This window comes from Pseudomonas brassicacearum subsp. neoaurantiaca (assembly GCF_013608025.1).
Lineage (GTDB): Bacteria > Pseudomonadota > Gammaproteobacteria > Pseudomonadales > Pseudomonadaceae > Aquipseudomonas.
On record NZ_VDLV01000029.1, the window covers coordinates 219 to 19,549 of the forward strand.

The 19,331-nt window shown below is 60.2% G+C and carries 17 protein-coding genes; 9 read left to right on the plus strand and 8 right to left on the minus strand.

Annotation, left to right across the window (positions count from 1 at the left end; genetic code table 11):
- Positions 1-112: DUF6124 family protein (locus FHK92_RS28150; RefSeq protein WP_375154614.1), on the plus strand; the 112-nt coding region annotated here is incomplete at its 5' end.
- Positions 113-256: 144 nt separating this feature from the next.
- On the opposite strand, the gene FHK92_RS16265 is transcribed toward FHK92_RS28150, so the two are convergent.
- Positions 257-1,495: a M20/M25/M40 family metallo-hydrolase gene (locus tag FHK92_RS16265; protein ID WP_181288958.1), complete on the minus strand. Its 1,239-nt coding sequence runs from the start codon at positions 1,493-1,495 to the stop codon at positions 257-259.
- Positions 1,496-1,793: 298 nt separating this feature from the next.
- Between FHK92_RS16265 and FHK92_RS27805 the strand changes: the two genes are divergently transcribed.
- Positions 1,794-2,864 carry a polymorphic toxin type 44 domain-containing protein gene (locus tag FHK92_RS27805; RefSeq protein WP_258232675.1) on the plus strand — a complete coding sequence of 357 codons (1,071 nt, stop codon included), beginning with the start codon at positions 1,794-1,796 and terminating at the stop codon, positions 2,862-2,864.
- Positions 2,865-3,316: 452 nt separating this feature from the next.
- Here the strand turns inward: FHK92_RS27805 and FHK92_RS16275 are convergent, their stop codons facing one another.
- Positions 3,317-4,411 (minus strand): diguanylate cyclase, encoded by a 1,095-nt coding sequence (locus tag FHK92_RS16275; RefSeq protein WP_181288959.1) that lies wholly within the window; start codon positions 4,409-4,411, stop codon positions 3,317-3,319.
- Between the two features lie 295 nt (positions 4,412-4,706).
- On the opposite strand from FHK92_RS16275, the gene FHK92_RS16280 reads away from it, so the two are divergent.
- From FHK92_RS16280 to FHK92_RS16290, 3 genes are all read left to right on the plus strand, one after another.
- Entirely contained in the window at positions 4,707-5,636 is a 930-nt protein-coding gene (locus FHK92_RS16280; RefSeq protein WP_181288960.1) for an alpha/beta fold hydrolase, read from the plus strand.
- Positions 5,637-5,945: 309 nt separating this feature from the next.
- The gene (gene hglS / locus FHK92_RS16285) at positions 5,946-7,322 is read left to right on the plus strand and encodes a 2-oxoadipate dioxygenase/decarboxylase HglS (RefSeq protein ID WP_219916081.1); all 1,377 of its coding nucleotides are present in this window, start codon (positions 5,946-5,948) and stop codon (positions 7,320-7,322) included.
- A 286-nt stretch (positions 7,323-7,608) separates the two neighbouring features.
- On the plus strand, positions 7,609-8,127 hold the full coding sequence (locus FHK92_RS16290) for an Hcp family type VI secretion system effector (protein ID WP_181288961.1): 519 nt from the start codon (positions 7,609-7,611) through the stop codon (positions 8,125-8,127).
- A 175-nt stretch (positions 8,128-8,302) separates the two neighbouring features.
- Here the strand turns inward: FHK92_RS16290 and FHK92_RS16295 are convergent, their stop codons facing one another.
- From FHK92_RS16295 to FHK92_RS16320, 6 genes are all read right to left on the minus strand, one after another.
- Entirely contained in the window at positions 8,303-8,476 is a 174-nt protein-coding gene (locus FHK92_RS16295; RefSeq protein WP_181288962.1) for a hypothetical protein, read from the minus strand.
- A gap of 220 nt (positions 8,477-8,696) precedes the next feature.
- Positions 8,697-8,939: a hypothetical protein gene (locus FHK92_RS16300; protein WP_181288963.1), complete on the minus strand. Its 243-nt coding sequence runs from the start codon at positions 8,937-8,939 to the stop codon at positions 8,697-8,699.
- A 65-nt stretch (positions 8,940-9,004) separates the two neighbouring features.
- On the minus strand, positions 9,005-10,075 hold the full coding sequence (locus tag FHK92_RS16305) for a lipocalin-like domain-containing protein (protein WP_181288964.1): 1,071 nt from the start codon (positions 10,073-10,075) through the stop codon (positions 9,005-9,007).
- Complete coding sequence (locus FHK92_RS16310) at positions 10,065-12,539, minus strand: ABC transporter permease (protein WP_181289018.1); 2,475 nt, start codon at positions 12,537-12,539, stop codon at positions 10,065-10,067. The genes FHK92_RS16305 and FHK92_RS16310 overlap by 11 nt, the downstream gene beginning before the upstream one ends.
- On the minus strand, positions 12,536-13,204 hold the full coding sequence (locus FHK92_RS16315; RefSeq protein WP_181288965.1) for an ABC transporter ATP-binding protein: 669 nt from the start codon (positions 13,202-13,204) through the stop codon (positions 12,536-12,538). The genes FHK92_RS16310 and FHK92_RS16315 overlap by 4 nt, the downstream gene beginning before the upstream one ends.
- Before the next feature lie 250 nt (positions 13,205-13,454).
- Positions 13,455-15,152, minus strand: a complete 1,698-nt coding sequence (locus FHK92_RS16320) for a sulfatase-like hydrolase/transferase (protein ID WP_181288966.1) — start codon at positions 15,150-15,152, stop codon at positions 13,455-13,457.
- Between the two features lie 377 nt (positions 15,153-15,529).
- Here FHK92_RS16320 and FHK92_RS16325 point away from each other — a divergent pair, with 377 nt between their 5' ends.
- The 4 genes from FHK92_RS16325 to FHK92_RS16340 are packed head-to-tail and all read left to right on the plus strand — an operon-like array spanning position 15,530 to position 19,331.
- Complete coding sequence (locus tag FHK92_RS16325; RefSeq protein WP_181288967.1) at positions 15,530-16,888, plus strand: UDP-glucose dehydrogenase family protein; 1,359 nt, start codon at positions 15,530-15,532, stop codon at positions 16,886-16,888.
- Positions 16,885-17,943 (plus strand): NAD-dependent epimerase, encoded by a 1,059-nt coding sequence (locus FHK92_RS16330; RefSeq protein ID WP_181288968.1) that lies wholly within the window; start codon positions 16,885-16,887, stop codon positions 17,941-17,943. Before FHK92_RS16325 ends, FHK92_RS16330 begins: the two co-directional genes overlap by 4 nt.
- On the plus strand, positions 17,940-18,686 hold the full coding sequence (locus FHK92_RS16335) for a sugar transferase (protein WP_181288969.1): 747 nt from the start codon (positions 17,940-17,942) through the stop codon (positions 18,684-18,686). The genes FHK92_RS16330 and FHK92_RS16335 overlap by 4 nt, the downstream gene beginning before the upstream one ends.
- Complete coding sequence (locus FHK92_RS16340) at positions 18,687-19,331, plus strand: CpsD/CapB family tyrosine-protein kinase (protein ID WP_181288970.1); 645 nt, start codon at positions 18,687-18,689, stop codon at positions 19,329-19,331. It abuts the gene before it with no gap.

Consider the following 19,331-nt stretch of genomic DNA (forward strand, 5'->3'; position numbering starts at 1 on the left):
GGCCTTCGACCTTGACGGCTCGCGCCGGCACGTCGCCTTGGGCATCCTGCAACTGATCGAACTGAGCGGACTGCTGGCGAATCGCGCGCTGGATAACGTCGACCCCCGCTAGTCGAAACAACACATCCCCCTGTGGCGAGGGAGCTTGCTCCCGCTGGGTCGCGAAGCGGCCCCAAGATTCTGAGTAAATCCAAAAAGCTTGGGCCCGCTACGCAGTCCAGCGGGAGCAAGCTCCCTAGCCACAGAAGCCAGTGCGCTACCGCCCGGCCAATTCCATGATCATCCGCGACAGCAGATAAATCCTCGGCACCACGCTCTCGACCTCGGCGTATTCCTCGGGCGTATGAATATTCCCCCCGACGATGCCAAAGCCATCCAGCGTCGGCGTGCCAACCCCGGCGGACAAACTGGCGTCCGCCGCCCCGCCGCTGCCTTCTTCGGTGAGTTTGCGCCCCAGTTCGCCATAGATGCCCTGGGCCATCGCCATCAATCGATCCGATTCCTTCGTCTGCGGCATCGGCGGTAAGCCACGCTGCAGGCTGGTGGTGACTTCAGTATCGGCGATCAATTTATCCTTCGAGACTCGGGCCAGGTCTTTTTCGATGCGGTCGAACTCCTCTGGCACCGCCGCACGCACGTCGGCCTTCGCTGTGGCCTGGTCGGGAATCACATTGGTCCGGTCGCCCGCCTTGAGCACCGTGAAGTTGATGGTGGTCTTCTTCTCCGCGTCGCCGAGCTTGCCCAGTTGCAGAATCTGGTGCGCCGCCTCCATCGCCGCGTTACGCCCCAGCTCCGGCGCCACACCCGCGTGGGCCGCCTTGCCCTTGACCTCCACCAGCGCCGTTGCGCTGCCCTTGCGCCACACCACCAGACCGTCAGCCGGGCGCCCCGGCTCAAGATTGAGGGTTACGTCATGGGCCTTGGCGGTTTTCTTGATCAGGTCAGTGGCGGCGTCCGAGCCGGTTTCTTCGCTGGCGTCGAGCAGGAACGTGATCTGCGCGTAATTTTTGAAATCCAGGTTCTTCAATACCTTCAGCGCATAGATACCCGCGACGATCCCACCTTTATCATCCATCACCCCCGGACCGTAGGCCCGGCCGTCCTTGATATGAAAGGGACGCTCGGCGGCCGAACCTTCCTTGAACACCGTGTCCATGTGGGCCATCAACAGGATCTTCGCCTTGCCGGTGCCCTTGAGCGTCGCCAGGACATGCTGAGTGCCGTCCGAATTGGGCACCTTCTCGATGGTCGCACCCAGCTTCTGCAACTCATCGATGGCAATGTCGCTGACCTGGGTCAGCCCTGGCACATAGCCGGAGCCGGAGTCGATGTTCACCAGCCGTTCCAACAGTTTCAGGGCCTCGCCCTTGTACTGCTCGGCATCGGCCAGCACTTGCTGATGGGGCTGGGCGAAAGCAGCAGGCGCCAAGGCGCCGATGGCCAAACTAAGGCCAAGACTGACAGCCAGACGGGAGCGTAGTGCGGTCATCGTCATGAGTTCATCCTCGTTTCGTGGGATATGCCCGGGAAAGCCTACCTGACTGCGACGCAAGGCTCTAATCGCACACCACACCGTTTCACACCGATCGGTTCCCCCTCCTACGCCCACCAAAGAAGATTCCTTATTGGGCGTGGGAATCAACGCAGCAAAATCGTGAAAAGTAAAAGTGTCGGATAGGCCGAGAGGAACTTTCCCACGAAGTCTGTAGGTTGCCGCTCGGAAGTCGAAAATTTAACCTTCTCGACTCGTTATTAAAACGCTTCATCCAACATATTTTGCCAAGGAAGGCTTCATGCAAAATCAAAACCAACCACCAAAGCCAATAGATCTACCCACAATTGTCATAAGACCTGAACCGCTACCCATACCAACCGCCCCGGTTCGCCCTGGCCAGGGAACTATCGCAAAACCGATTCCTTGGAACGGAAAAACTATAGAAATAGCCAACATCAGTAATTTTTTTAAAAGAAGGGATATAAAATCTCCGTCACAGGCCATGACAATTATTTTCACCATCGCCACCCAGCAAAGGAGCATCGAACAAGCATATGCATCACAGAATCGCCTGATCAGATCCGATTTAAACGAAGAAATATCCAGCAAACTTACGAACAAACCCACAATATCGGAACAACTAAAACACCAAAAGGTCATCACAGATAATCTGCTATTAGAAAAAAAACTGGAGCTGAAGTCCAGCCAGGCCAAAGCAAATCACTTCTACCGGCGTCCCCCTCTAAACAAGGACCACGTAAAAAACGCAGTTGACTTTGCCAACACATTCCACAAAAGCCGAGAGCCCGCCCTTGCAACTTACAACAGCTGGCTATCGTCTATTACCGCGGCTTATACCGCAAAAATGCTATCTGAAAAGGTCAAGGTTCTGACCGAAGATTCCAGGCGGTTGGCCTCTCAAATCGCAGAAACCGAATCGAAGGTCAAACAAGCAGCAGAACGAGCTAACTCGGGGGTTATTCCTGCATCTCCTACTGACGTCAGTTTGGCAAAAAATATTGAAGAAGCACAAAAACTGAAAGAAGCCTCCAAGCTAATTGTCGGAGGCGGTGAAGCCGTAACCCTCGGAATTTTTTATACGAAAGTTAGAAACAAGGGGGAATGGGATTATAAACAGCGCGATAAGACATATGAAGATTTTGGCAATTTTAATTATGGCGCCACTGGCACAGCAGCGGGTATCCCGGAACAAGTTTTACTCAGAGCCGCAGGCGCCGCCCAGTCCATAGCAGGAACTTCAGATGAAAAATTTGGAAACTGGTGGACGGAGTCACCCTATGGTGATGACGAGATAGACCAAATATGGATCACGGCAGGTATCAAATATGCTAAATCAAAAGATTTTTAAAGTTGCTCTCGTTATTTTATCGATAGCATGCATACTTCAAGCATTCTACATTTTCCTCACGACTCCCAATCCACCGGAGCCGACCGAAATAATCTCCGTAACACCACTCGACACACAGATAGCCGTTTACGAAGTACTGTATGACTCAGGAGGCGCCACTGTTCCATTTATCTATCGTTATTTTATATTGGAGAGAAATATCGACGACTCCAAAATACTCAACAGAATCAAATCCTCCTCACCATTTCTCGTTACGAAAAGCTCAAGCGCAGTCCAGGAAACCTCACCAGACAGAGTAAAACTTAAGACAACGGACGCAGTGTACGAATATAGGAATATCGCCTATCCGAAAATAAATGGAGAATTGAAAATAGTTACCCTTGAACTGATCGCCGAGCCTCCAAAACTGCGTTTACCTCTATCCAACTAGGCGTAATGCTCGGGGCCGAGGCTCAGGTTTGGGTATTAAGAGATAATAATTCCCCGCCAAAAACCAGCCGATGTCGCTGACAGACAACCCGATTACGCCCGCCAGTCTTGGCCTCGTAGAGCATCTGGTCAGCGTCGTTGAGCCATGCGCTGGCATCGCCATAAGCCGGGCTGAACGCCGCCAGGCCAATGCTCAGGCTCACTTTCAAAGTCGGATCCTGTTCATAAGCGAGCGTGGCGAAACGCTCGCGCAAACCGTCCATGGCCTGCACCGCGTTGTGCAAGGTCAGGTCCGGCAGGATCACGCAAAATTCGTCGCCGCCATAGCGCCCGACAATATCTGCAGCCCGCAGGTTTTGCCTGAGCAACTTGCCGAGCTGGCGCAAGACGACGTCACCGGCACCGTGGCCGTAGGTGTCATTGATGGCCTTGAAATGGTCGATGTCGATCAGCGCGATCGCGCCCTGGGTTCCGTCCGATGGATGACGCAGGCAGCGCTGGAACTCTTCATCGAGTCGATCTTTCCAGGCGCCATGGTTGAGTAGCCCGGTGAGGCTGTCGGTACGACTCAGGGCCAGCAATTCTCGCTTCTGCCGGCCGAGCGTGTAGGCCTGGCGAAAGCAGATCCAGCCCAGCGCCAGCGGATAAAGACACAGCAATGGCAGGCAGGCATAGAGCTGTGCGGGGCTGGTCATGGGCACGCTGGTCAACGGGAAAATCACGCCACCCACCGCAATGCCGGCCACTTGGGCCGCGGCTCCGACCAGCAGGAAACGCAGGCCACCGATGGCGACATTGTTCATCGCCATCATTGCCAAGGTGACGGCAGTAGGCAGCGGATTGAATTGCATCGCAGCGACCCAGAAGCCGCCAAGAAAAGCATCGATCATCAGGTTACGGTGTTCGGCGTGATACGGCACCGCCGAGCGACGGGCCCACTGATAGGACACGTGCGGCCAGAGCAAGCCGTTGAACAGCATGAAGCCCCAGACCCAGGGCGCCGGGTCAAGGGGATAGACGGCAACACTCACCACCAACAACCCCAGCGTCAGGCCGAGAATGCGCGATGTGTACAGCCTCCTGGCCAGCGAAAGTCCCTTTTTTCCCGTCTTATGCATAGAGGCCTCTGCACCGCAGGTCTCCCGGTTACCGGGATGGGGTTGTTGGGAGTCTATCAGGGTGGCGTCAAATAGCCATTACTCCATGCAAGGGTATTTATCCCACCGGACGGACGTGGTTCTTCGCGTATTTTGGCTATACATGAGAAAGGGAAACTCGTTGCCCGACACAGCGCGTATCAAAGCAGACACGTACCTGGCGTCGCGACATTCCAAGGTTTCAGCTTCACTTACCTTGATCCGTCGGTTCATATCGACGGGTCAACATCCAACGTGACCCATGGAGGGCAAAGACATGCTGGTGTTGTGGGTGGTCCTCGCCGTGTTCATCGCCTGGAGCTGGCTGACGTATCCGGGCATTGGCCACGTGCTGTATGACTTGGGCATGGCCCTCGAAGCACGGCTTTACCGGCTGCACAAGATCACGGTGCCCATCAGTGAAATGACGGTATCGACCTGGCAAGGTGGTCCTTATGAAGCGTCCGGCAGCATCCTGATGCTGCACGGCTACAGTGGCGACAAGAACCTCTGGCTGCGCTTCGCCCGGCATTTTGTCAGCCAGTACCGCGTGGTGATTCCCGACTTGGCCGGCCATGGCGAAACCGGCTTCAAGGCCGGCGGTGGCTATGACATTCCGACCCAGGCCCGGCGGGTAATCGAGCTGCTCGATGCCTGCGGCCTGGACAAGGTCCATGTCATCGGCAACTCCATGGGTGGCCACCTCGCGGCGTGGCTGGCGGCGACCTCACCCGACCGCGTGCTGACCCTGGCGTTGATCGACCCGGCGGGTGTCACCGCCCCCCAGCCCAGCGACATGGAACGCCATCTGGCCGCCGGGCATAACCCGTTCCTGGTGTACACGCGGGATGATTTCGCACCGTTCTACGCCATGACTATGGCCTCGCCGCCCTGGCTGCCCAGCGTGGTGCTGGCGGCGCTGGCCGAACGTTACGAACAGCGCCGGGAGGAACTGGCGGAAATTTTCGTCGATCTTCGCGCCAGCCCACCGATGGAGCCCCGCCTGGCCGACATCCGTGCGCCGTCGTTGTTGCTTTGGGGGCGCAAGGATCGGCTGATCGACGTCAGCAGCGTGCCGGTCTGGAGCAAGGGCATTGCCGACCTGCGCGTGGAAATCTGGGACGGGGTCGGCCATATGCCAATGGTGGAGAAACCCGGGAAAACCGCGGCGTTGTATCGGGATTTCCTGAAGGGATTGGGGCAGTGACAACGATGTAAAAAAGCCATGGACCATTGTGGGAGCGAGCTTGCTCGCGATGCTGCCTGACAGTAAATGATGCCCTGACTGACAAACGATAATAGTTGGGTCAGCTTGCAAAAGTGGTGAATATGCAGCCGCTATCGCGAGCAAGCTCGCTCCCACAGGGATTTGCGTTGACGCTCAGCGCCACGGTGCTCCAGCCTGCGGATCAGTCCCTGACAGAATGAAGTCCTGAAGATTCTTCGTTTGCCGGCATTGGCGAAGGCTGCGATCTTTCGTTCAACTTTCCCACAGCCCTCGCCAGGAATTCTTACGATGAGCTTCGTCAGCCCCGACTTGATCCGCCAACGCTTTTCCAGGGCGATGTCCGACATGTACCGCGACGAGGTGCCGCTGTACGGCGCATTGATGAACCTGGTGGAACAGACCAACGCCCAGGTGCTGGCAAACGACTTACCGCTGGCCGAGCATCTGCGCAGCACCGGCGAGCTCGAACGCCTCGACCTGGAACGCCACGGTGCGATCCGCGTCGGCACCGCCGCCGAACTGGCGATGTTGGGTCGCCTGTTTGCGGTCATGGGCATGCAGCCGGTGGGCTATTACGACCTCACGCCTGCCGGGGTGCCGGTGCATTCCACGGCGTTTCGCGCAGTCCACGAGACATCGCTGCAAGTGAGCCCCTTCCGGGTTTTCACCTCGCTGTTGCGCCTGGAACTGATTGAAAACGCTGAGCTTCGAGATTTTGCCGAGTCGGTGCTGGCCAAACGGCAGATTTTCACTGCCCAAGCCCTCGATCTGATTGAACTGGCCGAGCGCCAAGGTGGCCTGACGGAACACCAGGCTGACGAATTCGTCCTGCAAGCGTTGGAAACCTTCCGCTGGCACCACAGCGCCACGGTCACCGCCGAGCAATACCGGCAACTCAGCGCCCAGCATCGGCTGATCGCCGACGTCGTGGCCTTCAAGGGCCCACACATCAATCACCTGACGCCGCGCACCCTGGACATCGACATCGTCCAGGCCCAGATGCCGCGCAATGGCATCACGCCGAAGGCCGTGGTCGAAGGACCGCCCCGCCGACGCTGTCCGATCCTGCTGCGCCAGACCAGTTTCAAGGCCCTCGATGAACCTGTTGCGTTCACCGACTCGCCTCAATCCCAGGGTAGCCACAGCGCGCGTTTTGGCGAGATCGAACAACGCGGCGCCGCCCTCACGCCCAAAGGTCGTGCGCTGTACGATCAGTTGCTCAACGCCGCGCGGGATGCCTTGGGGGCGTTTCCCAACGAAGCCAACGCGCAACGCTACAACACGTTGATGGCTGAACATTTCGCCCAGTTCCCTGACACCCTCGATGAGTTGCGCCAGCAGGCATTGGCGTATTTCCGCTACTTTCCGACCTCCAAAGGCCTGGCCGCCAAGGGCACGTTGGACAAACCGGTCACACTGGAGCGTCTGCTGGAACAGCAATACCTGCGCGCCGAACCCTTGGTTTATGAAGATTTCCTGCCAGTCAGCGCCGCCGGTATTTTCCAGTCGAACCTGGGCGATGCCGCCCAGAGCCACTACGCCGGACAATCCAATCGGCAGGCATTCGAAACAGCACTGGGACGACCAACCATCGATGAGTTGGCGCTGTATGCCGCGACACAGCAGCGCTCCATCGATGAGTGCATGTCCGCGCTGGGCGCTTAGAAAATGCCGAAGGCCAGACGGCGCAGGAAGTTGCACGGGGCGCTGGCTCCAGTCCAGCGCTTGTCGCCGTTTTAGCCGTCCCAGCGCAGTGTGCAATCGACGGTGATACGCGGCGCAGTCCATTGCGTGAATATCCGGCGTTCGTTGCCAAAGCGGACAGCGAAATTTAACCAAGCCATTGATTTATAGATGCTTTTTATCGAGTGGCACAGCTCTTGATAACTCAGGCAGCCTCGGGACGATTCGCGGCCCGGGCTTTCAGATTATTCCGCAAGGAGAGCATCCATTGGCTACCCCCGCTTACATGTCCATCGAAGGCACCAAACAAGGTCTGATCACTGCCGGCGCGTTTACCGCCGACTCGGTGGGCAATACCTATCAGGAAGGTCATGAAGACCAGGTCATGGTGCAAGGCTTCGAGCATCAGGTGATCATCCCGCGCGATGTCCAATCTGGGCAGCCAACCGGTCAGCGCGTGCACAAGCCGCTGGTGATCACCAAGGTATTCGACAAGGCCTCGCCGCTGCTGCTCGCAGCCCTGACCAGCGGCGAACGCCTGACCAAGGTCGAAATCCAGTGGTTTCGCACGTCAGCCGCAGGCACTCAGGAGCACTACTACACCACCACCCTGGAAGACGCGATCATCGTTGACATGAAAGACTACATGCTCAACTGCCAGGATCCGAACAATAGCCACTTCACCCATCTGGAGGATGTGCACTTCACGTATCGCAAGATCACCTGGACCCATGAAGTCAGCGGCACGTCGGGCTCCGACGACTGGCGCTCGCCGGTCGCCGGCTAAGTCGCACAGGTGTTCGCCCAGTGCGACGGCCTCGGCATTCCATGCACTGGTAAAGAGCCTGACACTGGGCGAACGCAGACAATAATAGTGGAGCTTGCGCGGGATGTCCGTGAGCCCCACTTAAATAATTCTTCATGCCCTGGGGCAAGGAATCCTTGCCCTCTCCTGCCCAACTTCAATCGCGCCGAGCCGTTTTCTGCGCATCGGTTTCCTGCGCATCGGGATTGCCGTGGCGTTGCTCACGCTTGGCCGGGTCGTTGGGCCGCAACGCGTCGTTGTCGCGCTCCACTTCACCAGGCATGGCCGGCTTATCGGGGTTGTGTTCGGATGGGTCGGATGTGGTTTTCATCGTGAGCTCCTTGGGCTGTAGCGCCGACTGCTGGCGTGGGATTGGATGACGGCGATGGCGTTATTAACGCAGGACCGAGTCGTCCCTTTCGCGAGCAGGCTCGCTCCCACATTAGAATGCATTCTTGTGGCTTCCACATTGGAGTGCATTTTTGTGGCTCCCGCATTGGAATGCATTCTTCTGTGGGAGCGAGCCTGCTCGCGAAGAGGCCGTCAGAACATCAGGCGTCGGGGTCTGCCACTTCCGCTGCGACGTTGGCATCCGGCGAGCGCTGGTGAAGTTCCTCGGCCCTGGTCTTCAGTTCTTGCCAACGGTCCAGGTCAATCTCTCCCTGGCCGAACAGATCGTTGACCAGCCGCATCAGCTCGGTGAAATGAGCATCGGGCGACTGCTGGAAATAGGCCTTGTCGTCGAACAGTCGCTGCCAATCGGCCAGCGACGGTGGTTTGAGGTCATCGCTCATGAAGGGCTCCCGCGAGGCATTCATAAGGTATGAGGGGCGACGGATACGGGGAGTTCCGGCGATTCTCAATAGCCCGTCATTTCCAGATAAGCGTTGCCGCCATGACTGCCGCTCACTTGCACCGGCCCTTCCCAGTAGGGAATGCGCAGGTTCATCCAGGCGCCGGGGTTCAGCGCCCGGGTAGTGATGTCGAGCTGTTTGCCGGGGATCTTGACCGACCAGCGCACCGGCATCGCGCGTCCAGCGACCTTGGCGGTGTCCAGCGGTACAAGGCTGATTTCGCCGGCATGCAATGTCGTCGCCTGGCCCTGGGCATCGATCCAGGTTCCCGTCAGATACGGTGCCCCCTCCTTATGGCGCATGCGATAGAGCATCACCTGTTCGCCGCTTTCCAGGTGCAGCGAAAACCAGTCCCATCCAGTCTGGTTTTCCGTCAGCGGCTGGCTGCTCCACTCACGGTCAAGCCAGGCCGAGCCGCTGACTTCGTAGCGCTTGCCGTCGATTTCCAAGTGACCATGGGCCTTGAAGAACGGCTGGCTGTAGTAATACGACGCCTGGCCCTGCTCGGATTTCTGACTGAAGCCCTGGTCGCCTTGCAAGACCAGCGGGCGCGTCGACGTCAGCTGCAGTTCATAGTTGAAGTGTGCGTCACGCGCCTTGAGCTGCATCGCCGCCAAGGGGTCGTTGCCAGCAGCTTGAGTCGTCAATTGCCAATCATCGATCCAGGCGTCGAAAGGCGTTGTCCGCACCCCGGCCTGCCCGACGCCACCCCGGGCGTAGCGCTCGGCGGCATGGTGGACGCTGGCGGAGGTTACGGCGGCGTGGCCGAGCCAGATCGTCTGGTTGCGCCAGCCACTGCCCCGCACCGCAGGATCCTGGGCGCTCCGGAACAACGTCCACTGCACACCGAAATCCCGCCCTTCGGCGTCCTTTAGATTAGCGGTGATGTACCACCATTCGATGCGGAAACCTTCATGAACACCATGATCGGCTGGAAAGCTGAACACGCGCCCGGGCACCACGGGCGTGAACGCAACGGTGTGGGTGCCGAGACCGGCAAAACCCTTTTCCGGCGGCGTCGAGTCATCACAACCGGCAAGCAGTGCAAGGAGCATCAGGCCGACTCTAATCTTCATGGGCGAACGTCCTCAGCAAATCCGCCGGCTGCGTACGGTACAGCGCGTACAGCGGCCAAGCCGACGCCAGCAGCGTGGCGAGCATCGCCAAGGCCAGCAGTTGCGCCAGTTGCAACGGAAAGACCCGCAACGGCAAGCGCCAGCCAAAGGCCTGCACATTGATCACCGCATCCAGGCACCAGGCCAGGGCAATGCCCAGCGGCACGGCCAACAACAACAACGTCAGCAGCGCCAGCAGCCAGGTCTGGCCAAGGTTGAGCAGCATCAATTGCCGCCGCGTGACGCCCACCGCCCACAGCGGTGCCAATTGGCCGAGGCGGCTCTGGCTCTGGGTCAACAGGCTGATGAACAACGCCACCCCGGCCACGGCCAGGGTCAGGCTGTTGAGCGCGGCGGTGGCGGCAAAGGTGCGCTCGAACACCTGGGTCGACCAACCTTTGAGCCGGGCCTGATCGACGATGCGGCTGTCGTCGAGGTTGAACTGGTTCTGCAACGCCGCGAGCAAGGGTGGGATCTTCGACGGTTCGATGCCCAGGTTGAAACGATACGGTGTGAGCTGCGGCCAGTGCGCCAGCAGGTGTTTCGCGTTGATCAACACGTGGCCCTTGGGATTGCCGTAGTCGGCGTAGATTCCGACGATGCGCGGCGTCCACGGGCCTTGTGGGGTCGGGAGGGTCATCCGGTCACCGATCCGCAGCTTCAGGCGTCGGGCCAGTTGTTCGCTGAGCATCAGCGTGTCGGCGCCGGCCAGTTGCTCCCATGCTTGGCCGTCGGTCGACTCCAGCAAGGGCCAGTGCTGGCGATAGGAAGCATGGTCGATGATGCCGAAAATATCCGTCGGCCAGCCCTGCAAGGGAATCGACACCTGCCAGTTGGGCAACACGGCGGTGATCGTCGGTTGTTGCTTGAGCCAGTCGTACAGCTCGCCCGCCTGGGCCGGCGTTTGCGGGCTGATATACAACTCAGCGGTCAATCGTTGCTCCAGCCAGTCGCTGAACGTCTGGCGAAAACCGGCGGTCATGCTGCCGGCTCCGATGTTCGCCGCCAAGGCCAGCAGCAACGCCATCAGCGCCAGGCTCAACGTGGGCAATTGCTGGCGGCAATCAGCGAGAAACCATTGCCCGAGCACCGAACGGCTGCCGCGCAGCAACCGGTTCAACACGCCGTTGAGCAGCACCGGCAAGGCCAGCGCCGCGCCCAGCAACAACGCCGTCATCAAGATGAAACCGCTCGCCAGGCTGTCACCCCAGACCAGCACCAACACGGCGACCAGCGCGGCCAACGTCGCCACCACGCCCTGTCGCCGCAGCCAGCGCGCATGGGCTTGGTGCCAGGCCTGGGGATTGGCCAGTGCCAGCAAAGGCAGGCGTGCTGCGCGCAAAAGACTTTGGGCCCCGGCCAGTAGTGCGCCGAGCAGGCCCAGGCCAATTCCACCCAGCCACCACCAGGGGCTGAGGTTCAGCTGCCCGGGCACTTCCGCGCCGTACAGGCCCCGCAGGCTGGCCGCGACATCGGGCAGCAACAGACTCGCCAGCCAGTATCCACTGAGCACGCCAGCCACCCCGCCCAGCAAGGCCAACGCGCCCAGCTCCAGCGCCAGGCCGATGATCAGCGCCCGCGCGCTGACGCCGCAGGCCCGCAGGGTCCGCAACAGGCTGCGTCGTTGCTCCAGCGCGAGGCCGATGGCGGCGTGAACGATGAACAAACCCACCACAAATGATAGGAACCCCAGCGCGTCTAGGTTCAAATGAAAGCTTTCGGTCAGGCGTGACAGGTTGTTTTCCTCGTCGGCGCGCTTGAATTGCAGCAGGCCGTTGAACGCCTCGGGCAACGTGGCCGTGAAAGTGGCGGGCAATAGCAGTCGCGAAATCTGCTCCGGCAAGCCCAGTAGTTCCTGGGCGAAACCGATGTCCATCAACAACACGCCCGGCGCCATGTCGGGTTGCACATGCAGGGGTGGCAGAACCTGGTCGCCGACAGTGCGAGGCTGGTCATTTTCCTTCAATCCCAACGCTTGCAAGGTCGATGGGGCAATCCAGGTACGGCCGGCGCCGGTGAAAAATTCCACCACCTCGTCAATTTCCCGCGCCTGCCCCGCCACGGCCGAACCCGGCGGCAGCGACACCGGGTCAATGCCCATCACCTGCAGCCGCTGCTCTTCGTGGCCCTTGAGCGTCACCCGCGCCTGCAACACCGGCGACACGGGCCAGCCTTGGCGACGCAGGTCGACAAACCATTGCTGCGCGAAGGTGCCGCCGCCCGGTGCGCTCAGGCTGGCCTGGGGTTCGCCGCCGATCAACTGGCTGGCCCGGGCGTAGCTGTCGCGGGCCTGGCTGTTCAATGCCTGCACGCCGATAAGCAGGCTGGTGGCGAGCCAAAGCCCGGTCAGCACACTGAAGAACTGCACCGGGTGCCGGCGCCAGTGGCTGAGCAGGGCCTTGAGTGTCTGGCGGAAAACCATCAGGCCTGGACCGCCTGTGCCAAGCGCCCGCCTTGCAGCACCACGCGATGCGCGAGACGCGCCGCCACCCGTTGACTGTGCGTGACCATCAACAGGCTGGTGGGGCTGCCGTCGAGCAATTCCAGCAGCAATTGCAGCACTTCGTCGCTGGTGCCTTCGTCGAGACTGCCGGTGGGTTCGTCAGCCAACAGCAACGGTGGCCGTGAAGCCAGCGCCCGCCCCAGCGCCACCCTTTGTTGCTGCCCACCGGAGAGTTGCTCGGGATAACGACGCAACAGGTCCGACAGGCCGAGCCGCTGCACCAGATGCGCCTGCCAGCCGGCATCGAAACGCCCACACAGGCGCGCCTGGAAGGCGAGGTTGTCGTCCACCGACAGGCTGCTGATCAGGTTGAATTGCTGGAACACCAGGCCGATTTCCGTGCGCCGCCAATGGGCCAGTTGGTGTTCGCTCATGCCGTCGAGCTGGTAGCTACCGCTGCGGATGCTGCCTCGGTCCGCTATGTCCAGGCCAGCGACCAGGTGCAACAGGGTGCTCTTGCCGCTGCCCGATTCCCCCATTAGCGCCAGGCTGCTGCCCGGGAGCAACGTGAGATCGACACCTTGCAACACGGGCAGCGGGCCTTGGGGTGTGGCGTAGCTTTTGAAGACGTTGCGGACTTCCAGCATGGGCAAGACTCGGGCGCAGATCGGCGAAGGCGTCAGGATAGCGGAGGTCGTGGAGGTTGTGAGAGTTCCAAAAAGATGCTTGGTCTGGTGTCCAACTGTGGGAGCGAGCTTGCTCGCGATGGCGGTGTGACAGTCGATGAAGATTTTGAATCGGCTGACCTCATCGCGAGCAAGCTCGCTCCCACAAGGGATCTGCGGTGCGCGGCCCCCTTCGGTTATAGCGCTGGCTTAGCCAATATAGCCCCTTCCTTCACTGCCCCGCCGCCACTTCGGTCTTCACCGGCCCTGGTGTGACGATGCTGTTCAGGTCGATGTGTTTCCAGGCCGGCTTGGCCCCCAGCCGGGCATTGAAGCGGTAGTTGAAGGTGAAGTCGTCTTCGGTCGCTTGGTTCAAGGGCTTGCCATATTGGGCGATGACCGCGACCGGGTCATAGCCCATCAGCTCGAGCAGCGTCGGGAAGATGTTGTAGTGGCTGGAGCGGTCCTTGTTCTGTGTCAGGGTGCTGCGCCAATCCAGCGTCTGCAGTTGGCTGCCCTGGATCACGACGAGCGGCACCAGCCCTTCTTCTTCCACCGGATCGCCGCCGCAGTGGGTGTTGAGCCCGGGGTTGCCGCGTTCATGGAGGTCCTGGCCATGGTCGGAGGTGTAGATCAGCACGGCGTTCGTGAGGTTGCCTTCACGGAAAAGTCGTTGGAAAAACTCGCCGACGTTCCACAGCAAGGTGTTCTGGTAAGCGTTGCGGTAGAGCGCCCAATCGCCTTTCTCGCCGTTGAAACCATCGCGGCTGCCGGTGTCGCTCACGTCTTGGAACTGCCCGCGCGGCAAGGCCGGACGGTAGGACATGAAGTCATCGGGGTATTTGTCATGGACTGGAAAATGCGCGCCGACCTTGTTGATCACCACCAGCTCGGCCCGGTCGTTACCCAGCAACTCGACCAGCTTCGCCACGGCCGCCATGTCCCTGTCACGCACGCGGGCCTGGTCGAATTGGACGAATTGATCGATATCTTTTTTTTCAAGCGGGGTCATCAGGTTCTGCAGGTTGCCGCCGGTGCGCTGGGCGTCGATGTAGACCGTGCGCAACCCGGCCTGATGGGCGTACTGCCAGATCGACGGTTGCGTGCTGTTGATGCGCACGTAGTCGCCTCGGGTGCCGCCATAACGCAGGGTAACGTTGGTGTCGGCGCTGCAATTGGCAACAGATGCCGCGTAGCCATAATTGAAGATGTCGACGCCGGGTGGCGGTGTCTTGAGCCCCGTGGGAACGCCGGACGGCGTATTGATATCGAGGTAATTTCCAGCCACGCTTTCGTCGATGATCAGCACAATATCGTGGTCGATTGGAGACGATTGCCGGAGGATACTGACTGGCTCCCGAGGCCCGACGGTGTTGTGCAACGTCTCGTAGGCAAACAGGTTCAGGTAGGCCAGCGGCGTGTACATCACCGGCAAACCGCGCGCGCCTTCGCCCGCCCGCACGAACAGCACACCGCTGAGCAGCAGCACGCCCAGCACGGGCGCGATGATCGGCACGTAGCCGGGCAGCGATAGACGACGCCGCGGCTTGAGGGCGATGCCCAACAACAGCAACACACCGCCGGCCACCGCGCTGATGATGACCTCGCGATATTGATAGGCCGCCTCCTGGATAAAACCACCGGAATACACCAGCGACACGAACTGGCTGTAGGTCAGGTAGCTGTCGGTCACCCGCGTATACACCTCGAAGAACACCGCCGAGACAAACATCGCCAGGGCAAACAGATGCCTGACCAACGCCGGGCGAATGTAGGCGGTCATCCATAGCGCCAGCACCAAGACCAGGAACATCGCGCCAAACAGCGCCGCTGCAAAGCCAACACCCAACGCTGCCAGTCGTTCCAGGTACAAGTCATGCCCCCGGAAAAGGTACAGCACCAGCAGCACTTCCTTGAGGTATCGGGTCATGGGTTTCTCGACGGCGTCGCGCAGCAATGGAAGGTTCGTTTTCTGCACACTAGCAGCGGGTTTTCAAAGCGCAAGAAACTGGACGAACGGCCAGAGCGTCAAAAAAAAGTTAGCCCAAAAGTGACACCTTTGACGCCTCAAAAACATAAAAATCTATGAATCAGTACCGTTCATCGCCTACTTAAAATTCGTTAAAGCCCTTTAAAATCGGCACTTCTTTAAGTCTGTCAATGACTTGATATCAAAAAGCCCCAATCTCTCGAGTTTGCCAACACTGACAACTGTCATTTTGCTGACACGCTTTTCAGAAGCTGCGCTATACCCCTCTAAACAGTTTCATCCGAGTTACATCAATCGGTTTACGAGGCGCGCGAAAGATGGACGTGAGCGTATTTGGAACGGGGTATGTAGGGCTGATACAGGCGGCGGCGCTGGCCGACGTCGGGCACCGTGTCCTGTGCGTCGACATCGACTCGAACAAGATCCGTCAATTGCAGCAAGCGGTACCGCCGATCAGCGAGCCGGGGCTGTCCGGTTTGCTCGAAGACAACATCAAGACCGGACGCCTGTCGTTCAGCTCCCAGGCCAGCGATGCGGTGAACCATGGCGAACTGATCTTCATCGCCGTCGGCACCCCCGCCGATGAAGACGGCTCGGCGGATTTGAGCCATGTGTTGGGGGTCACCCGGCAAATTGCCGATTTCATGGACAGCGACCGCACCCTGATCATCAAGTCCACGGTGCCGGTCGGCACGGCTGACAAGGTGGCCGAATGCGCTCGCCAGGCGTTGGCGCGGCGTGGCCTGAAACAGCTGAATGTCCGCGTTGTATCCAACCCCGAATTTCTCAAGGAAGGCAGCGCCCTGGCCGATTGCATGCGCCCGGACCGGATCATCATCGGCACCGGCGATCAGTTGGCGCGCGATCAAATGAGCGAGCTCTACGCACCGTTCTGCCGCAACCACGAAAAACTGATGTTCATGGACAACCGCAGCGCGGAGCTGACCAAGTACGCCGCCAACGCCATGCTCGCCACCCGCATCAGCTTCATGAACGAACTGGCCAATCTCACCGAACGCCTGGGTGCCGACATCGAGGCCGTGCGCAAGGGCATCGGCTCGGACCCGCGCATCGGCTATCACTTCATCTACCCAGGCTGCGGCTTCGGCGGCTCATGCTTTCCCAAGGACCTTCGCGCCTTGCTGCACACTGCAGAACAAAGCGGCATGCCCCTGCGCCTGCTGCGCAGCGTCACCGAGGTGAACGACAGCCAACGGCACATTCTCTTCGAAAAACTGGCGCAGCAGTTCCCGAGCGGATTGGCCGGCAAATCGATCGCCATCTGGGGCCTGGCCTTCAAGCCCAACACCGACGACATGCGCGAAGCCCCGAGCCGCTACCTGATGGAAGCGCTCTGGCGCGAAGGCGCGCGTGTCCAGGCCTACGATCCGGAAGCCATGTCCGAATGCCGGCGTCTCTACGGCTACCGCAAAGACCTGAACCTCTGTGCCACCCGTGATGACACCCTGGAAGATGCCGATGCCCTGGTGATCTGCACGGAATGGAAGAATTTCCGCGTGGTGGATTTCGACCTGCTGGCCAGCAAGCTGCGCGCCCGGGTCATCATCGATGGTCGCAACCTGTACAACCCCGAGCACCTGGCCGCCGCCGGGCTGCTATATCGCGGCATCGGCCTGCGGCACACCGTGCCCAGCGTCCCGGGGCCACAAGCGTGAACATCCTGGTGACCGGCGCGGCCGGTTTCATCGGTGCCCACTGCGTGCTGCGGTTGCTGCGCGACGGCCACGACGTGTGCGGGCTGGACAATTTCAACGATTACTACGACCCGCAACTCAAGCACGACCGCGTGGCATGGGTGAAGGATCAGGTCGGCGAGTTTTCACTGGCGCACATCGACCTGACCGACGCGTCGGCGATCGATGAACTGTTCCAGTTCCGCCGCCCGGACGTGGTGATTCACCTCGCCGCCCAGGCCGGCGTGCGTTATTCGCTGGAAAATCCCCGCGCTTACGTCAACAGCAATCTCAGCGGGTTCCTGAACGTTCTCGAAAGCTGCCGCCATCATCCGGTCAAGCACCTGATCTACGCCTCTTCCAGTTCGGTGTACGGCGCCAACCAGCGCACGCCCTATTCGGTACAGGACGGCGTGGATCATCCGTTGTCGTTGTACGCGGCCACGAAAAAGGCCAACGAATCGATGGCCCACAGCTACAGCCACCTGTTCGGCATCCCTTGCACCGGCCTGCGTTTTTTTACCGTGTACGGCCCCTGGGGCCGGCCGGACATGTCGCCGATCCAGTTCGCCAAGGCCATCACCGGAAACCAGGTGTTGCAGCTCTTCAACCACGGCGAGCACACGCGCGACTTTACCTACATCGATGACATCGTCGAAAGCATCGCCCGGCTGATCGAACGTCCGCCTCGCCCGACACCGGACTGGAATCGCGAGCAACCGGACCCGGCCACCAGCCTGGCGCCATGGTGCCTCTACAACATTGGCGGACAGCACCCGGTAGCCCTGCGGACCTACGTCGCGCTGCTGGAAAAACACCTGGGCCGCACGGCCCGGATCGAGCTGCTGCCCCTGCAACCAGGGGACGTGCTCAACACCTGCGCCGATGCCAGCGACCTGGCCCTGGCCACCGGTTTCCAACCGCGCATCGAACTGGACGACGGCCTGGGTCGCTTCGTCGACTGGTTCCTCGATTACTACGTGCGCCCCATTGTCCACGCGCCGCTTGCGGCCCAATCCCAGCGGAGGAGTCTATGACCCGACATGAACAAGACATTCCGATCAGCGCCTTCGGACGCGACAAACGTGTCGACCCGGAGCATCGCCGACGCCTGGACGCGGCGATGCACCGCCAGGGTCGCGGCTGGTTGACCGGTCGCGATGGCGGTCGGCCCTGGACGGTCTCGCGGACCAATCGGGTGGTGGCCTGCCTCGGCGCACTGTCGATCCTGGTACTGCTCGCCCCGCTGCTGCTGGGCCTGGCACTGCTGGTCAAATATTCCAGCCCTGGCCCGGTGCTGTTCGTGCAGAAACGCACCGGTTATCGCGGGCGCGTGTTCGGCATGTACAAATTCCGCACCATGGTCGCCGATGCCGAGGCCATGAAAGAGTCGCTGCGCCACCTCAACAAACACGGCGCCGACGCCATCGATTTCAAGATCGACAATGATCCGCGCATCACCCCCATCGGCCGGTTCCTGCGACGCAGCAGCCTCGATGAACTGCCCAACCTGATCAACGTAGTGACCGGCGACATGCGCCTGGTCGGCCCCCGGCCCACCTCGTTCAACGCCTATCGCTACAAGGACAACCATCTTGTGCGCCTGAGCATCTACCCCGGCCTGACCGGCCTGTGGCAGATCTCCGGGCGCAGCAATATCGACTTCGACCAGCGCGTGGAACTGGACCTCAGCTACATCGCCGAGCAGAGCCTGCTGTTGGATTTGAAGATCCTGATGATCACCCCCTTCAAAGTTTTCAGCGGCCACGGAGCGAGTTAAATGGACGGTTCGACGAATATCCTGACCATAGCCAGCCCGAGCGAGTCCAACCTGACCTCGACCGTGCTCGACCCGGATCTGCGGATCCTTCTGATGACGGCCGCCAACACCGGCACCGGCACGAGCACCAGCGCGATGGCGTTGGCTGCCCAGCTGGCGCAGATGAGCAACGGTCGCGTGCTGCTGGTGGACGCAAGCCAGTCGCCGCATAACCTCAGCCAGCAACTGTCGTTGCAAAAAGAGCGCGGCTTCAGCGATCTGCTGTTCAACAGCCTCGCCCCGCCCCTGCTGCAGGACTGTGTGGTGCAGATTTCCAGCCTGCCCTTCGACGTGCTGCCCAACGGTCGTCTCGGGCACAACGCCGAACGCCTGAGTCCCGAGCGACTGCGTCCGTTGTTCCGGCAACTGGCGACGCAATACCGCTTCGTGGTGATCGACGCCGACGCGGTGTACTCGGCCACCGACACCTTGGTCATGAGTACCCAGGTGGACGGCGTGGTGCTGGTGGTACGCGGCGAGGACACCCGCTGGGAAGTCGCCCAGGCCGCGCGGCAGCGCTTGGTCCAGGCCGGCGCGAAGGTCGTCGGCAGCGTGTTCAACCGCCGCAAGTACTACATGCCGAAGTGGCTCTACAACAACCTTTAA

Excerpts from the sequence above, each read along its gene's own strand:
- FHK92_RS16305 (WP_181288964.1), bottom strand. The coding sequence starts at position 10,075 with ATGAAGATTAGAGTCGGCCTGATGCTCCTTGCACTGCTTGCCGGTTGT.
- FHK92_RS16280 (WP_181288960.1), top strand. The coding sequence starts at position 4,707 with ATGCTGGTGTTGTGGGTGGTCCTCGCCGTGTTCATCGCCTGGAGCTGG.
- hglS (WP_219916081.1), top strand. The coding sequence starts at position 5,946 with ATGAGCTTCGTCAGCCCCGACTTGATCCGCCAACGCTTTTCCAGGGCG.
- FHK92_RS16315 (WP_181288965.1), bottom strand. The coding sequence starts at position 13,204 with ATGCTGGAAGTCCGCAACGTCTTCAAAAGCTACGCCACACCCCAAGGC.
- FHK92_RS16275 (WP_181288959.1), bottom strand. The coding sequence starts at position 4,411 with ATGCATAAGACGGGAAAAAAGGGACTTTCGCTGGCCAGGAGGCTGTAC.
- FHK92_RS16325 (WP_181288967.1), top strand. The coding sequence starts at position 15,530 with ATGGACGTGAGCGTATTTGGAACGGGGTATGTAGGGCTGATACAGGCG.
- FHK92_RS16335 (WP_181288969.1), top strand. The coding sequence starts at position 17,940 with ATGACCCGACATGAACAAGACATTCCGATCAGCGCCTTCGGACGCGAC.
- FHK92_RS16340 (WP_181288970.1), top strand. The coding sequence starts at position 18,687 with ATGGACGGTTCGACGAATATCCTGACCATAGCCAGCCCGAGCGAGTCC.
- FHK92_RS16265 (WP_181288958.1), bottom strand. The coding sequence starts at position 1,495 with ATGACGATGACCGCACTACGCTCCCGTCTGGCTGTCAGTCTTGGCCTT.
- FHK92_RS16320 (WP_181288966.1), bottom strand. The coding sequence starts at position 15,152 with ATGACCCGATACCTCAAGGAAGTGCTGCTGGTGCTGTACCTTTTCCGG.
- FHK92_RS27805 (WP_258232675.1), top strand. The coding sequence starts at position 1,794 with ATGCAAAATCAAAACCAACCACCAAAGCCAATAGATCTACCCACAATT.
- FHK92_RS16300 (WP_181288963.1), bottom strand. The coding sequence starts at position 8,939 with ATGAGCGATGACCTCAAACCACCGTCGCTGGCCGATTGGCAGCGACTG.
- FHK92_RS16295 (WP_181288962.1), bottom strand. The coding sequence starts at position 8,476 with ATGAAAACCACATCCGACCCATCCGAACACAACCCCGATAAGCCGGCC.